9 protein-coding genes are annotated in these 15,506 nt (G+C 55.5%); 6 read left to right on the plus strand and 3 right to left on the minus strand.

Annotated features, from left to right (window positions below; all coding sequences use genetic code 11):
• The first annotated feature begins 344 nt into the window (after positions 1-344).
• Entirely contained in the window at positions 345-3,017 is a 2,673-nt protein-coding gene (gene rcsD, locus WM95_RS16870; RefSeq protein ID WP_023312509.1) for a phosphotransferase RcsD, read from the plus strand.
• A gap of 16 nt (positions 3,018-3,033) precedes the next feature.
• Positions 3,034-3,684, plus strand: a complete 651-nt coding sequence (rcsB, locus tag WM95_RS16875; protein ID WP_006176468.1) for a response regulator transcription factor RcsB — start codon at positions 3,034-3,036, stop codon at positions 3,682-3,684.
• 90 nt (positions 3,685-3,774) lie between these two features.
• On the opposite strand, the gene rcsC is transcribed toward rcsB, so the two are convergent.
• Together rcsC and gyrA are read right to left on the minus strand one after the other, a co-directional pair.
• Complete coding sequence (gene rcsC / locus WM95_RS16880; protein ID WP_047174147.1) at positions 3,775-6,621, minus strand: two-component system sensor histidine kinase RcsC; 2,847 nt, start codon at positions 6,619-6,621, stop codon at positions 3,775-3,777.
• Between the two features lie 135 nt (positions 6,622-6,756).
• Positions 6,757-9,393 (minus strand): DNA topoisomerase (ATP-hydrolyzing) subunit A, encoded by a 2,637-nt coding sequence (gene gyrA, locus WM95_RS16885; protein ID WP_088544888.1) that lies wholly within the window; start codon positions 9,391-9,393, stop codon positions 6,757-6,759.
• A 146-nt stretch (positions 9,394-9,539) separates the two neighbouring features.
• Here gyrA and ubiG point away from each other — a divergent pair, with 146 nt between their 5' ends.
• The 4 genes from ubiG to yfaE all read left to right on the plus strand — a co-directional run bounded on the left by ubiG (position 9,540) and on the right by yfaE (position 14,335).
• Positions 9,540-10,268: a bifunctional 2-polyprenyl-6-hydroxyphenol methylase/3-demethylubiquinol 3-O-methyltransferase UbiG gene (ubiG, locus tag WM95_RS16890; protein ID WP_023312512.1), complete on the plus strand. Its 729-nt coding sequence runs from the start codon at positions 9,540-9,542 to the stop codon at positions 10,266-10,268.
• A gap of 347 nt (positions 10,269-10,615) precedes the next feature.
• Complete coding sequence (gene nrdA / locus WM95_RS16895) at positions 10,616-12,901, plus strand: class 1a ribonucleoside-diphosphate reductase subunit alpha (RefSeq protein WP_023312513.1); 2,286 nt, start codon at positions 10,616-10,618, stop codon at positions 12,899-12,901.
• Between the two features lie 49 nt (positions 12,902-12,950).
• Positions 12,951-14,081 (plus strand): class Ia ribonucleoside-diphosphate reductase subunit beta, encoded by a 1,131-nt coding sequence (gene nrdB / locus WM95_RS16900; protein WP_023312514.1) that lies wholly within the window; start codon positions 12,951-12,953, stop codon positions 14,079-14,081.
• On the plus strand, positions 14,081-14,335 hold the full coding sequence (gene yfaE, locus WM95_RS16905) for a class I ribonucleotide reductase maintenance protein YfaE (protein WP_008500234.1): 255 nt from the start codon (positions 14,081-14,083) through the stop codon (positions 14,333-14,335). Before nrdB ends, yfaE begins: the two co-directional genes overlap by 1 nt.
• Positions 14,336-14,440: 105 nt before the next feature.
• Here the strand turns inward: yfaE and glpQ are convergent, their stop codons facing one another.
• Positions 14,441-15,499 carry a glycerophosphodiester phosphodiesterase gene (gene glpQ / locus WM95_RS16910; protein ID WP_063409743.1) on the minus strand — a complete coding sequence of 353 codons (1,059 nt, stop codon included), beginning with the start codon at positions 15,497-15,499 and terminating at the stop codon, positions 14,441-14,443.
• Positions 15,500-15,506: the final 7 nt, after the last annotated feature.

Raw genomic sequence — 15,506 nt, forward strand, 5'->3', positions numbered from 1 at the left:
CCGCATTCGGTTTTTTTTTACCTTTCTTTACGTAACTCCTCTTTTTTTTGTGCTACCGCACCGTAATTGTAACGACTATTAACTAAATTCTCTTCGGGTATTCTTCGAAGTTCATAAATTGCTACAAGACTTAATTTCTTGTTAATTCGTGCTATTTATTGACGGCGTGGGTCGATTATTTGTACGCGCATGGCGAGTTTGTACATGTTTTCTGCACTCCCCGCCGCCGATATTGTCCGGAGAAAAAGTCGCCTCTTCCCGGACAGTCGCGCTGGAAATTCAGTTATTACCCTTTATACTGCCCTATCGCCACAGAGCACGACCATAACGGGTTAAAGATATCAATGAGTCAGACTGAAACTACCGCCCCGAGCAAATTCTCCCTTCTCCCCGGGAGCATCACCCGTTTCTTTCTTCTTTTGATCGTTGTGCTGTTAGTCACCATGGGGGTGATGGTACAAAGCGCGGTTAACGCCTGGCTGAAGGATAAGAGCTATCAGGTCGTGGATATCACCCACGCCGTGCACAAGCGCATAGACACCTGGCGCTACGCCACCTGGCAGATTTACGACAATATCGCTGCTGCCCCGACCTCCTCGTCCGGGGATGGACTTCAGGAGACGCGACTTAAGCAGGATGTCTATTATCTCGAAAAACCGCAGCGTAAGACCGAGGCCCTTATTTTTGGCTCTCACGACAGCGCGACGCTTGAGATGACGCAGCGTATTTCGACCTATCTGGATACCCTCTGGGGTGCCGAAACGGTACCTTGGTCGATGTACTATCTGAACGGTCAGGACAACAGCATGATCCTGATCTCTACGCTGCCGTTAAAAGATCTCTCGTCCGGCTTTAAAGAGACAACCGTGGGCAGCATCGTCGATTCCCGCCGGGCAGAGATGCTGCAGCAGGCGAACGCCCTTGATGAGCGTGAGAGCTTCTCTTCCCTGCGTCGTCTGGCCTGGCAAAACGGTCATTATTTTACCCTGCGCACCACGTTCAACCAGCCAGGGCATCTGGCGACGGTGGTGGCCTTCGATTTACCGATTAATGATTTAATCCCGCCGGATATGCCGCTCGACAGCTTCCGCCTGGAGCCAGACAGCAGCACCCAGAACATGCGTGCGGCGTCCGACAAAGAGGCCGCAGAGAGCGTATCGATCTCCTTTAACGGCTCGAAAATCGAAATTGCCTCATCGCTGAACTCGACCGGCATGCGTCTCGTGTGGCAGGTGCCGTTTGGCACGCTGTTGCTCGACACCCTGCAAAATATTCTGCTGCCTCTGCTGCTGAATATCGGTCTGCTGGCGCTGGCCCTGTTTGGCTACAGCACCTTCCGTTTCCAGACGGGTCGTCAGAGCGACGCCTCTGCGGTTCCGGCCGGTACCAACAATGAGCTGCGCGTATTGCGTGCACTGAATGAAGAGATTGTTTCCGTGCTGCCGCTTGGGGTCTTGGTTCATGACCAGGAGGCGAATCGTACGGTGATGAGCAACAAAATTGCCGACCATCTGCTGCCGCATCTTAACCTGCAGAACATCACCACCATGGCGGATCAGCACCAGGGGGTGATTCAGGCCACCATCAACAATGAACTGTACGAGATCCGTCAGTTCCGCAGCCAGGTGGCTCCCCGCACGCAAATCTTCATTATTCGCGACCAGGATCGCGAAGTGCTGGTCAATAAAAAGCTCAAGCAGGCGCAAAGGCTGTATGAGAAAAACCAGCAGGGGCGCGCCGCATTTATGCAGAACATTGGCGATGCCTTCAAGCAGCCGTTAAAAACGCTGGCGACCCAGGCGGCGGCGTTAAACACCTCTGAAAGCCACCAGCTTGCCTGCCAGGCCGATTCGCTTGTCAGAATGGTTGATGAGATCCAGCTGGCGAACATGCTGGAAAATGATTTCTGGAAGGGAACACCAGCCCTCTTCTCCATCCAGGATCTGATCGATGAAGTGGTGCCGGAAGTGCTGCCCGTCATTAAGCGCAAAGGGCTGCAGCTGCTGATCAATAACAATCTCCCTGCGAATGACGAACGCCACGGCGATCGCGAAGCGCTGCGCCGCATTCTGCTGATGATTATTCAGTACGCCGTGACCACCACGCAGATCGGCAAGATCACCCTTGAGGTCAGCACCGAGGAGTCGGCAGAAGACCGTCTGACGTTCCGCATCCTGGATACCGGGGAAGGCGTCACAACAAGTGAAATTGATAATCTGCACTTCCCGTTCCTGAATGACACGCAGAGCGATCGCTACGGCAAGGCCAATGCCCTGACCTTCTGGCTGTGCGATCAGCTGGCGCGTAAGCTTGGCGGCCACCTGAATATCAAAGCCCGTGAATCCCTCGGCACCCGCTATTCTCTGCATGTGAAAATGGCGGCCAATCCGCAGGAAGAGGATGAAGAACGTCTGCTGGATGACGTCGTGGTGATGGTCGATGTGACCTCGAACGAGATCCGCAATATTGTCGTTCGTCAGTTAGAAAACTGGGGAGCGGCCTGCATCACGCCGGATGAAAGACTTGCAAGTCAAGAATTTGATCTGTTTTTAACTGATAATCCGTCTAATCTTACTGCCTCCGGCTTGCTTTTAAGCGATGATGAGTCAGGCGTGCGGAAAATCGGCCCTGGCCAGCTGCGCGTCAACTTTAATATAAGCAATGCGATGCAGGAAGCTGTACTACAACTAATAGAAGAGCAGCTGGCGCAGGAAGAGATAACGGAGTCACCGTTAGGCGGCAATGAAAATGCCGAGCTTCACGCCAGCGGATACTATTCACTCTTTGTTGATACAGTACCAGATGATGTTAAGCGGTTGTATACTGAGTCCGCTGCGAATGATTTTGCAGCGCTGGCACAGACAGCACACCGGCTTAAAGGGGTGTTTGCCATGCTTAATCTGGTTCCCGGCAAGCAGTTATGTGAAACGCTGGAACATCTAATTCGTGAGAAAGATGCCTCTGGCATTGAAAAATACATCAGCGACATTGACGCCTACGTCAAAAGCTTGCTGTAGCAAGGTAGCCTTATACATGAACAATATGAACGTAATTATTGCCGATGACCATCCGATTGTACTGTTCGGTATTCGCAAATCACTTGAACAGATCGAGTGGGTGAATGTAGTCGGTGAATTTGAAGACTCTACAGCACTGATCAATAACCTCCCAAAGCTTGATGCACACGTGCTCATTACCGATCTCTCCATGCCTGGAGACAAATACGGTGATGGGATCACGCTCATCAAATACATTAAACGTCACTTCCCGGATATCTCGATCATTGTTCTGACCATGAACAACAACCCGGCGATCCTGAGCGCGGTGTTGGATCTGGACATTGAAGGGATTGTGCTGAAACAGGGCGCCCCGACCGATCTGCCAAAAGCGCTCGCTGCGCTGCAGAAAGGCAAGAAGTTCACGCCTGAAAGCGTCTCTCGTCTGCTGGAAAAAATCAGCGCGGGTGGCTACGGTGACAAACGCCTGTCCCCGAAAGAGAGTGAAGTTCTGCGCCTGTTCGCAGAAGGTTTCCTGGTGACCGAGATTGCCAAGAAGCTGAACCGCAGCATTAAAACCATCAGCAGCCAGAAGAAATCAGCGATGATGAAGCTGGGCGTGGACAACGATATTGCTCTGCTGAACTATCTCTCCTCCGTTACGCTGAGCGCATCGGACAAGGATTGATCCCGGACGGGTGTGCGGCCTGAGGCCCTCACCCCGTCCCTCTCCCACGGTGAGAGGGTTGAAAAGCGAAAAGGCCCTTACGGGCCTTTTTTATATTCTGGTTTTTCTCACGCGATCCGCGTAAATCGACAACGTCTGCTTCAGCACGTCCAGCGTCACCGGCTTCGACAGACAGCTGTCCATGCCTGACTCCAGACAACGCTGTTTCTCTTCCGCCAGCGCGTTCGCCGTTACGCCCACCACCGGCAGCGTCAGGCCCAGCTGTCGGATGCGCTGCGTCAGACGGTAGCCGTCCATGTTTGGCATGTTGACGTCGCTAAGCACGATATCAATATGATTTTTACTCAGCACATTCAGCGCATCCACGCCGTCATTGGCGGTTTTGCACTGGTAGCCCAGCGATCCCAGCTGGTCAGCCAGCAGGCGACGGTTAATCGGATGGTCATCCACCACCAGAATCATCATATCGTCATTTACCGACGCCAGAGACTCCGGTGACGGCAATCCGCCCGCGCCGTCACGCTCTTCCAGCTCCACTTTGTAGATGCGCGCCAGCAGGCTCAACAGCTCGTGCGGCGTTGCAACACTGTGCACCCATTCCCCGGGCGCACGCTCGACAGGAATGCCGATGTGGCGACGGCAGAAGAGCACCGACCCTCTCCCCTGCCACGGTTGCTCCGGCATCTCGTCGGCGATCAGCACATCGTCCACGTCCGGCGTTTGACCTTCATAGAGACACACCCTGACTCCACTGTGGGCAAGCAGCGCCGTCAGGTAATCATTCAGCGAGGCGTTATGCACCGCCAGCCAGCAGCGCTTGTCGCTCAGCCCGTCCACCGTCGCTTTTGCCGGATACTGCGCCGAATAGAGCGGAATACGGATGGTGAACTGGCTGCCCATGCCGGGCTCGGTATCCACGGAAATATCACCGTCCATCATGCTGACGAGCTTCTCACAAATCGCCAGCCCCAGTCCGGTGCCCTGGAAGTTACGCTGCACGCCGGTCCCGACCTGGAAGAACGGGTCGAACAGGCGGACCACTTCCTTCGCCGGGATGCCGACGCCCGTGTCGCGCACGCGAATGCTCAGGTAATCCCCCGCCCGGCAGACGTGCAACACGATACAGCCAACGTCGGTGAATTTGATGGCGTTGCTGAGCAGGTTTGAGATGACCTGCTGCAGGCGCATCGGATCGCCGTGCAGCGTCAGCGGCACGTCAGGTTCAATAAAGCAGTAGAGCCCCAGCTGTTTACGCACCACCAGCGGCAGATAGTTGGCGCTGATGTGGTTCATCACCTCGCGCGGCGAGAACTCCCGCGGTTCGATTTTCAGCTGCTCAGACTCAATTTTAGAGAAATCGAGAATATCGCTGATGATTTTCAGCAGCAGGCTGGAGGAGTTGTTCATCGCCGTCACCAGCCTGTCGACCCCTTTCGGCAACTCTTTGGTCTGCAGCAGGTCGAGGTTACCGATGATCCCGTACAGCGGCGTTCGCAGCTCGTGGCTGACGGTGGCAAGGAACATGGATTTCGACTGGCTGGCCTGCTCCGCCGCCTGGGCCATCTCCTGCAGCGACTCTTCCATCTTCACGCGCGCGGAGACATCCACCAGCACGCAAATCGCCACGTTTTCATTGCGATAGCGGGAATGCACAAAGCTGATCTGCAGGTTGGTGTGCGTGCTGGTGAGCACGTCGACAAAGTTAACCTGCTGACCGCAGATAATTTGCGTCAGCCTCTGGCGGTCTTCGTGCGTCAGCATGTTCAGGTAGTTATGCGCCAGCTCGTTACTCAGGATGTTGGTTCCGTCCTGGGTACGCAGAATGCAGATCCCCACCGGCGCCGACGCGACAATCTTCCGGTTAAACTGCTCGTGTTCCTCCAGCCGCTGGGCGTCGCTTTCGGCCGGAATAAAGATTTTCCGCTCATACATGCGCGCCAGGGTGAACAGCGCACCACCCGCGATCAGGTTCAGCAGAATGGCATTCATGATGAGAATGCGTATCCGCTCAAGCACCATGTCCACTGGCACCGAGTAGACAATGCTCAGCGACGAAGGCGGCAGGCTCTTCTTCAGCACCAGTTCGCGGAAGCCGGAGGTATAGCCAAACCACGACCGCTCCTGCATCCAGTGCGGTTCGACGTTTAACCGGTTATCCGGCCCGGCGAGTGAGATCAGCTGATGACCGTTTTCATCCAGAATGGTCACCCCCATAGGCAGGCTGCCCGGGGTGAAAAAGTTTTCCATACGAATGGTCTGCTCAATCCCCAGCAGCGCCTGCAGGCGATTGCCCAGATACACCGGCGTCAGGGCGTAGAAATAGCCCACGCCCGGGCGCGGGCCCTGGCTAACCCAGAAGATGTTATTCCCGCGCTCGTCCTGCGGCGCATTGCGGTATTTCACAATACGTTCATGCAGGCTTTTCAGCGCATCGTCACGCTCAACGGGCACGTCGCGCAGGCCAAAGTCAGCCATGCAGAGATTTTCACTGCCAATCAGGAATACGCGGTTCAGGTCATAGGCGGCGGAGAAATTGTCGCGCCAGTAGCGCATAAACCAGGCAAGGGATTCCAGCGACCCGCGCCAGGTATTGCTCATGGTGGAGCAATCGGAGTCCGGGAACAGCGGCTGGAAGTCCGGGACTTCGGTATTGTCATTCCGCCCGCGAAGCGCAAGGATGCCGTTTTCCGCCGTCAGACGATTTTCGGCAATATACTTCAGCTCCTTCATCACGTCAGACGTTCGCTGAATGTAGCGCTGGGCCTGGTCGGAGCTTAAGTTAAACTCCTGGCGGATCTCCGCTTCTTTCTGGTGCAGCGCGTTAACGATGTAAAACACCGAGAACAAGGCCACCAGCAGCCAGAGCAAGAGCGCCAGCGCCCGAAACAGATAGCGAGAAACTTTCAGCGTAGTACGAAAGGAGACGAGGTATTTCAAGGGGGCGAGGCTCCGCCGTCGGGGTCAAAAGAATGTGGTTAAGGTAGCGGTAAACGCGCCTGGTCGCAACGTTGACTTATCTGCTTGTGCAAAAGAAAAGGGCCGGAATCCGGCCCTTTTTTGCATCAGGAGACATTACTCGTCAGCGTCATCCGCTACGTCATCGTCGGTGTCGGCTTCCGGCGCGATATCATCATCGCCTTCCGCAACGCTACCGTCGATGGAATCGAGCTCTTCGTCATCCACCGGCTCAGCAACGCGCTGCAGACCCACCACGTTTTCATCTTCCGCTGTACGGATGAGAATCACGCCCTGGGTGTTACGCCCCACCACGCTGATCTCAGACACGCGGGTACGCACCAGCGTACCGGCATCAGTGATCATCATGATCTGGTCGGCATCGTCTACCTGCACCGCGCCCACAACGGAACCGTTGCGCTCGGTCACTTTGATAGAGATAACGCCCTGCGTGCCGCGAGACTTGGTTGGGTATTCCCCTTCCGCCGTACGTTTACCGTAACCATTCTGCGTCACGGTCAGGATAGCCCCTTCACCGCGCGGAATAATCAGAGAAACAACGCTGTCTTCGCCAGCCAGTTTGATACCACGAACGCCCGTAGCGGTACGACCCATTGCACGGACGGCGTTCTCTTTAAAGCGCACCACTTTACCGGCCGCAGAGAACAGCATCACTTCATCAGAACCGGAGGTCAGATCCACACCGATCAGCTCGTCGCCTTCGTTCAGGTTCACCGCGATGATCCCGGCGGAACGTGGGCGGCTGAACTCGGTCAGCGCGGTTTTCTTCACGGTACCGCTGGCGGTCGCCATAAAGACGTTCACGCCCTCTTCGTACTCGCGTACCGGCAGGATGGCGGTGATACGTTCGTTCGCTTCCAGCGGCAGCAGGTTGACGATTGGACGGCCACGCGCGCCGCGGCTCGCTTCCGGCAGCTGATAAACTTTCATCCAGTACAGACGACCGCGGCTGGAGAAGCAGAGGATCGTGTCATGGGTGTTCGCCACCAGCAGGCGGTCAATGAAGTCTTCTTCTTTAATACGCGCTGCAGACTTGCCTTTACCGCCACGACGCTGTGCTTCGTAGTCGGTCAGCGGCTGATACTTCACATAGCCCTGGTGAGACAGGGTGACCACCACGTCTTCGCGGTTGATCAGATCTTCAATGTTGATATCAGAGCTGTTCGCGGTGATTTCGGTGCGGCGCGCATCGCCGAACTGATCGCGGACCAGCTCCAGCTCTTCACGGATCACTTCCATCAGACGCTCTGCGCTGCCCAGGATATGCAGCAGTTCAGCAATCTGTTCCAGCAGCTCTTTGTATTCGTCGAGCAGTTTTTCGTGCTCAAGGCCGGTCAGTTTCTGCAGACGCAGATCCAGAATCGCCTGAGCCTGCTGTTCAGTCAGGTAATACTGACCGTCACGCACGCCGAATTCAGGTTCCAGCCACTCTGGACGCGCTGCGTCATCGCCCGCACGTTCCAGCATCGCGGCAACGTTACCCAGATCCCACGGACGGGAAACCAGGGCTGCTTTCGCTTCCGCCGGGGTTGGCGCACGACGGATCAGTTCGATGATCGGGTCGATGTTGGCCAGCGCAACCGCCAGCGCTTCAAGGATGTGCGCACGGTCGCGCGCTTTGCGCAGTTCGAAGATGGTACGACGGGTCACCACTTCACGGCGGTGACGCACGAACGCGCTCAGGATCTCTTTCAGGTTCATGATCTTCGGCTGACCATGGTGCAGCGCAACCATGTTGATACCGAAGGAGACCTGAAGCTGAGTCTGGGAGTACAGGTTGTTCAGCACAACCTCACCCACCGCGTCGCGTTTGATCTCAATCACGATGCGCATACCGTCTTTGTCAGACTCGTCACGCAGCGCGCTGATGCCTTCAACACGTTTTTCTTTTACCAGCTCGGCGATTTTTTCAATCAGACGCGCTTTGTTCACCTGATACGGGATCTCGTGAACAATGATGGTCTCACGGCCGGTTTTAGTGTCCGCTTCCACTTCGGCGCGGGCACGGATGTAAATCTTGCCGCGGCCGGTGCGGTACGCTTCTTCAATACCGCGACGACCGTTGATGATCGCCGCCGTTGGGAAGTCCGGGCCCGGAATGTGTTCCATCAGCCCTTCAATGCTGATGTCTTCATCGTCGATATAGGCCAGGCAGCCGTTGATCACCTCGGTGATATTGTGCGGCGGAATGTTGGTTGCCATACCGACCGCGATACCGGAGGAACCGTTAACCAACAGGTTCGGGATCTTGGTTGGCATCACATCTGGGATGCGCTCGGTGCCGTCGTAGTTATCGACGAAATCAACGGTCTCTTTTTCCAGGTCGGCCATCAGCTCATGAGCGATTTTCGACATACGGATTTCCGTATAACGCATCGCCGCAGCGGAGTCGCCGTCGACTGAACCAAAGTTACCCTGACCATCTACCAGCATGTAACGCAAGGAGAATGGCTGCGCCATACGAACGATGGTGTTATAAACGGCGGTATCACCATGCGGGTGATATTTACCGATGACGTCACCGACGACGCGGGCAGATTTTTTATAGGCTTTATTCCAGTCATTGCCCAATACGTTCATGGCGTATAGTACGCGACGGTGTACCGGCTTAAGGCCATCGCGGACGTCCGGCAGCGCACGGCCAACAATGACCGACATCGCATAGTCCAGATAGGAGCTCTTCAGCTCTTCCTCGATGTTAACCGGTGTAATTTCTCTCGCAAGGTCGCTCATCTAACCGCTATCCCTCTACTGTATCCCGGATTCAAAGGTCGCAAATTATAACACAGCCGAGGTGATTGAGGTAAACCTATACGCTTTATTCACGGGGATTGCCTGATATACTCCTTTGTCTTGCTAAATAAGGAGTAAAAGCGCCCATGAATGCCGAAAAATCCCCGGTGGCTCACAACGTTGACCACGAAGAGATTGCCAAATTTGAAGCGGTGGCGTCCCGCTGGTGGGATCTCGAAGGTGAGTTCAAACCGCTGCATCGCATTAACCCGCTGCGTCTGGGCTATATCGCGGAGCGTTCCGGCGGTCTGTTCGGTAAGAAAGTGCTCGACGTCGGCTGCGGCGGCGGCATCCTGGCTGAGAGCATGGCGCGCGAAGGGGCGAATGTTACGGGCCTGGATATGGGCTTTGAACCGCTCCAGGTTGCCCGCCTTCACGCGCTGGAGTCCGGCATACAGGTGGAATACGTGCAGGAAACCGTGGAAGAGCACGCGGCAAAACACGCCCATCAGTACGATGTGGTGACCTGCATGGAGATGCTGGAGCACGTACCCGATCCGCAGTCGGTGGTACATGCCTGTGCAAAACTGGTGAAGCCGGGCGGCCAGGTCTTCTTCTCAACCATCAACCGTAACGGTAAAGCCTGGCTGATGGCCGTCGTTGGCGCGGAGTATGTACTGCGCATGGTGCCGAAAGGGACGCACGACGTGAAGAAATTCATCAAGCCTGCGGAGCTGTTAAGCTGGGTTGACCAGACGTGGCTCAAAGAGCAGCACATCACCGGCCTGCACTACAATCCGCTAACCAATAAATTCAAACTCGCACCGGGCGTTGATGTTAACTATATGTTGCACACAACCGCCAAAAACGACTAACGTCATTCGTTATTCTTATAAAGATTGCGCGACATCATGTTGCGCAATTCTGACCTCCCGTTGAAGAAATCAGCACTCGATCAAATTTTGAATTTTTTTTCTTAATTATTGACATGTCTTCCAGGCCTTACGGTACGAGGACTTAGCCTTTTTTACCCTTTCACAACCTCAATTTAACGCCAAAATCAACCCTTGTGCTGAAAAGATTCGATACTAGAATACTCACCATATAGCGTTTTTCTTATCGCAAACCCCCTACATGTAGTATTTATCCACAGAGTTAGTCACAAGACGGATCTGTGGATAAACGGGGGATATTTTTTATTTCACGGACAGGTAAAACCCACATGAATCAGAGTCTGCTGGTGACAAAGCGCGACGGTACTACCGAGCGTATCAATCTGGACAAAATCCATCGAGTTCTCGACTGGGCAGCAGAAGGACTGAACAACGTATCTATCTCCCAGGTTGAACTGCGTTCTCACATTCAGTTCTACGACGGCATCAAAACGTCTGATATCCACGAAACGATCATTAAAGCAGCGGCAGACCTCATCTCCCGCGAAGCACCGGATTATCAGTACCTCGCTGCACGTCTGGCGATTTTCCACCTGCGTAAAAAAGCCTACGGTCAGTTTGAGCCGCCGAAGCTTTACGATCACGTGGTGAAAATGGTTGAGCTGGGCAAATACGACACGCATCTGCTGGAAGACTATACGGAAGAAGAGTTCGAGCAGATGAACGGGTTTATCGATCACTGGCGCGACATGAACTTCTCCTACGCGGCGGTGAAGCAGCTCGAAGGCAAATACCTGGTTCAGAACCGTGTAACCGGTGAGATCTACGAAAGCGCCCAGTTCCTCTATATTCTGGTGGCCGCCTGCCTGTTCTCTAACTACCCGCGTGACACCCGTCTGGAATACGTGAAGCGTTTCTACGATGCGGTATCCACGTTCAAGATTTCTCTGCCGACGCCAATCATGTCTGGCGTGCGTACTCCAACCCGTCAGTTCAGCTCCTGCGTACTGATCGAGTGTGGGGACAGCCTGGATTCCATCAACGCCACCTCCAGCGCCATCGTGAAATACGTCTCCCAGCGTGCCGGTATCGGCATCAACGCCGGTCGCATCCGTGCGCTGGGCAGCCCGATTCGCGGCGGTGAAGCGTTCCACACCGGCTGTATCCCGTTCTATAAACACTTCCAGACGGCCGTAAAATCCTGCTCTCAGGGCGGCGTGCGCGGCGGTGCTGCGACCCTGTTCTACCCGATGTGGCACCTGGAAGTGGAAAGCCTGCTGGTCCTGAAAAACAACCGCGGCGTGGAAGGCAACCGCGTGCGTCACATGGACTACGGCGTGCAGATCAACAAGCTGATGTACACCCGTCTGCTGAAAGGCGAAGACATTACGCTGTTCAGCCCGTCCGACGTTCCGGGCCTGTACGACGCGTTCTTTGCCGATCAGGACGAGTTCGAACGTCTGTACACCAAATACGAAAAAGACGACAGCATCCGCAAGCAGCGCGTGAAGGCGGTAGACCTGTTCTCTCTGATGATGCAGGAACGTGCCTCTACCGGCCGTATCTACATCCAGAACGTGGACCACTGCAACACCCACAGCCCGTTTGATCCAGTAGTTGCGCCAGTGCGCCAGTCTAACCTGTGCCTGGAGATCGCCCTGCCGACCAAACCGCTGGAAGACGTGAACGACGAAAACGGCGAAATCGCGCTGTGTACGCTGTCCGCGTTCAACCTGGGCGCGATTAAGAGCCTGGACGAGCTGGAAGAGCTGGCCGTGCTGGCGGTTCGCGCGCTCGACGCCCTGCTGGACTACCAGGATTACCCAATCCCGGCCGCTAAACGCGGTGCGATGGGCCGCCGTACCCTGGGTATCGGCGTGATCAACTTCGCCTACTGGCTGGCGAAAAACGGCAAGCGTTACTCCGACGGCAGCGCTAATAATCTGACGCACCAGACGTTCGAAGCGATTCAGTACTACCTGATGAAAGCCTCTAACGAGCTGGCGAAAGAGCAAGGCGCGTGCCCGTGGTTCAACGAAACCACCTACGCGAAAGGCATTCTGCCAATAGACACCTACAAGAAAGACCTGGATGCGATCGTCAGCGAGCCGCTGCATCTCGACTGGGAAGGCCTGCGCGAGTCCATCAAGACCCACGGCTTGCGTAACTCTACGCTCTCTGCCCTGATGCCGTCCGAGACCTCTTCGCAGATCTCTAACGCCACCAACGGTATTGAACCGCCGCGCGGCCACGTCAGCATCAAAGCGTCGAAAGACGGCGTGCTGCGTCAGGTGGTACCGGACTACGAAACGCTGGGCAACAACTACGAGCTGCTGTGGGAAATGCCAAACAACGACGGCTACCTGCAGCTGGTGGGTATCATGCAGAAGTTTATCGACCAGTCGATCTCTGCCAATACCAACTATGACCCGACGCGCTTCCCGTCCGGCAAGGTACCGATGCAGCAATTGCTGAAAGACCTGCTCACCGCCTACAAATTTGGCGTGAAAACCCTGTACTATCACAACACCCGTGACGGTGCGGAAGACGCGCAGGACGACATGGTACCGTCAATTCAGGACGATGGCTGCGAAAGCGGCGCATGTAAGATCTAATGAAGGGCGGGGATATCCCCGCCTTTATTTCGTAAGACAGGACACACTCATGGCATATACCACCTTTTCACAGACGAAAAACGACCAGCTCAAAGAGCCGATGTTCTTCGGCCAGCCGGTCAACGTGGCACGCTACGATCAGCAAAAATATGACATCTTCGAAAAGCTGATTGAAAAGCAACTCTCCTTCTTCTGGCGCCCGGAAGAAGTGGACGTCTCCCGCGACCGTATTGATTACCAGTCGCTGCCGGATCACGAAAAACATATCTTCATCAGCAACCTGAAGTACCAGACGCTGCTGGACTCCATTCAGGGTCGTAGCCCGAACGTGGCGCTGCTGCCGCTGATCTCCATTCCGGAGCTGGAAACCTGGGTGGAAACCTGGGCGTTCTCCGAGACTATCCACTCCCGCTCTTACACCCACATCATCCGCAACATCGTGAACGATCCGGCGGTGGTGTTTGACGATATCGTCACCAACGAGCAGATCCAGAAGCGCGCGGAAGGCATTGCCCATTACTACGACGAGCTGATCGAGATGACCAGCTACTGGCATCTGCTGGGCGAAGGTACGCACAACGTGAACGGTAAAACCATCACCGTGAACCTGCGCGCGCTGAAAAAACAGCTGTACCTGTGCCTGATGAGCGTCAACGCGCTGGAAGCGATCCGCTTCTACGTGAGCTTCGCCTGCTCCTTCGCCTTTGCCGAGCGCAAGCTGATGGAAGGCAACGCCAAAATCATCCGTCTGATCGCCCGCGATGAAGCCCTGCACCTGACCGGTACCCAGCACATGCTGAACCTGCTGCGCAGCGGTACGGACGATCCGGAGATGGCGGAAATCGCCGAAGAGTGCAAGCAGGAGTGCTACGACCTGTTCGTGCTGGCGGCTCAGCAGGAGAAAGAGTGGGCAGACTACCTGTTCCGCGACGGCTCCATGATCGGCCTGAACAAAGACATCCTGTGCCAGTACGTTGAGTACATCACCAACATCCGCATGCAGGCCGTCGGTCTCGATCTGCCGTTCCAGACGCGCTCTAACCCGATTCCGTGGATCAACACCTGGCTGGTGTCCGATAACGTGCAGGTTGCGCCGCAGGAAGTGGAAGTCAGCTCTTATCTGGTCGGTCAGATTGATTCTGAAGTCAACACCGACGACCTGAGCAACTTCCAGCTCTGATGTCACGCGTCACGTTAAGTCTTTCCGGCACTGAGGTGCTGTGTCGGGAGGAGCACCCTTCTCTGCTGGTGGCGCTTGAGGCGCATCAGGTAGAAGTAGAGTACCAGTGTCGTTCCGGCTACTGTGGCTCCTGCCGATGCCGCCTGGTCGCCGGCCAGGTGGACTGGCTGACCGAGCCGCTGGCCTTTATCAACGAAGGGGAAATTTTGCCCTGCTGCTGCCGGGCAAAAGGCGATATAGAGATCGAGATGTGATGTTGTCCTTATCCCCTCTCCCGGTGGGAGAGGGTTAGGGTGAGGGCATCAGGCCGCAGAGCCAGATTGTCGGGTGGCGGCTTCGCCTTACCCGACCTGCCAAACCTACTTCCGGTGAATGAATTCGACCGCTTTATCCGGGAAATCCGTAAACAGTCCGTCCACGCCCGCCTGGTTATACAACACCTCATAAAGCTGATTCACGTCCGTGGCATACGGCGGCAGCTGGTCTGCACGCACGGTATACGGATGTACCTGCATCCTGCTGGCGTGCGCCTCTTTCACCATCGCCGTCAGCTTCACGTGGCCCGGCGCTGAGCCTTCCGCCACCAGCATGTGGTAATCCGGCCCGATGCCGTCGGCGTACTGCGCAATCTGCTTCATCGCGCCCGGCTTAAACATCCAGTCGTAGTTATAGTTCACCCACTTGCCGTCCGGCTGCTTCTCCTGGGTTTCATTCCAGTCGGTATAGGCAATCAGCTGCACCAGATTGAGGTTCATCCCCATCTTCGGCTCCAGCTCGGTTTTGATGCGCTTCAGCTCGGCGGCGTCAAAACACTGCAGGTAGACTTTGTCCTTCTTGCTGGTGTAGCCGTACTGTTTCATTACCTCCAGCGTCTTCGCGGCAATGTCTTTGCCTTCCTGATGGTGGAACCACGGCGCTTTGATCTCCGGGTAGATGCCGATATTTTTACCGGTTGAGTGGTTCAGCCCCTGAACAAACTCAATCTCTTCCTGGAAGGTATGGATCCGGAAGTCAGATTTGCCCATCGGGAAACGTCCCGGATAGACCTGCACCTTCTTGCCGTTTTCGATCTCGAAGCCTTCGGTAAACTTCAGGGAACGGATCTCCGCCAGGGTGAAATCAATGGCATAGTAGCGGCCATCTTTTCGCGCGCGGTCCGGGAAACGCTCCGCCACGTCCGTCACGCGGTCCAGGTAGTGGTCATGCAGTACGACCAGCTGGTCGTCCTTGGTCATCACCAGATCCTGCTCCAGATAATCCGCGCCCTGGGCATAGGCCATCGCTTTCGCCGGGAGCGTATGCTCCGGCAGATAGCCGCTGGCGCCGCGGTGGGCGATAACGATTTTATCCGCCGCCAGCGCGGAGCCTGTCATCAGGCCCGCCAGCAGCAGGCCGGTTGTTACGTAAGATAATTTCATCGCAATG

Source organism: Enterobacter cloacae complex sp. ECNIH7 (genome assembly GCF_002208095.1).
GTDB lineage: Bacteria > Pseudomonadota > Gammaproteobacteria > Enterobacterales > Enterobacteriaceae > Enterobacter > Enterobacter cloacae_M.

Coding starts and splice junctions, on each gene's coding strand:
- rcsD (WP_023312509.1), top strand. CDS start 345: ATGAGTCAGACTGAAACTACCGCCCCGAGCAAATTCTCCCTTCTCCCC.
- rcsB (WP_006176468.1), top strand. CDS start 3,034: ATGAACAATATGAACGTAATTATTGCCGATGACCATCCGATTGTACTG.
- gyrA (WP_088544888.1), bottom strand. CDS start 9,393: ATGAGCGACCTTGCGAGAGAAATTACACCGGTTAACATCGAGGAAGAG.
- ubiG (WP_023312512.1), top strand. CDS start 9,540: ATGAATGCCGAAAAATCCCCGGTGGCTCACAACGTTGACCACGAAGAG.
- nrdA (WP_023312513.1), top strand. CDS start 10,616: ATGAATCAGAGTCTGCTGGTGACAAAGCGCGACGGTACTACCGAGCGT.
- nrdB (WP_023312514.1), top strand. CDS start 12,951: ATGGCATATACCACCTTTTCACAGACGAAAAACGACCAGCTCAAAGAG.
- yfaE (WP_008500234.1), top strand. CDS start 14,081: ATGTCACGCGTCACGTTAAGTCTTTCCGGCACTGAGGTGCTGTGTCGG.
- glpQ (WP_063409743.1), bottom strand. CDS start 15,499: ATGAAATTATCTTACGTAACAACCGGCCTGCTGCTGGCGGGCCTGATG.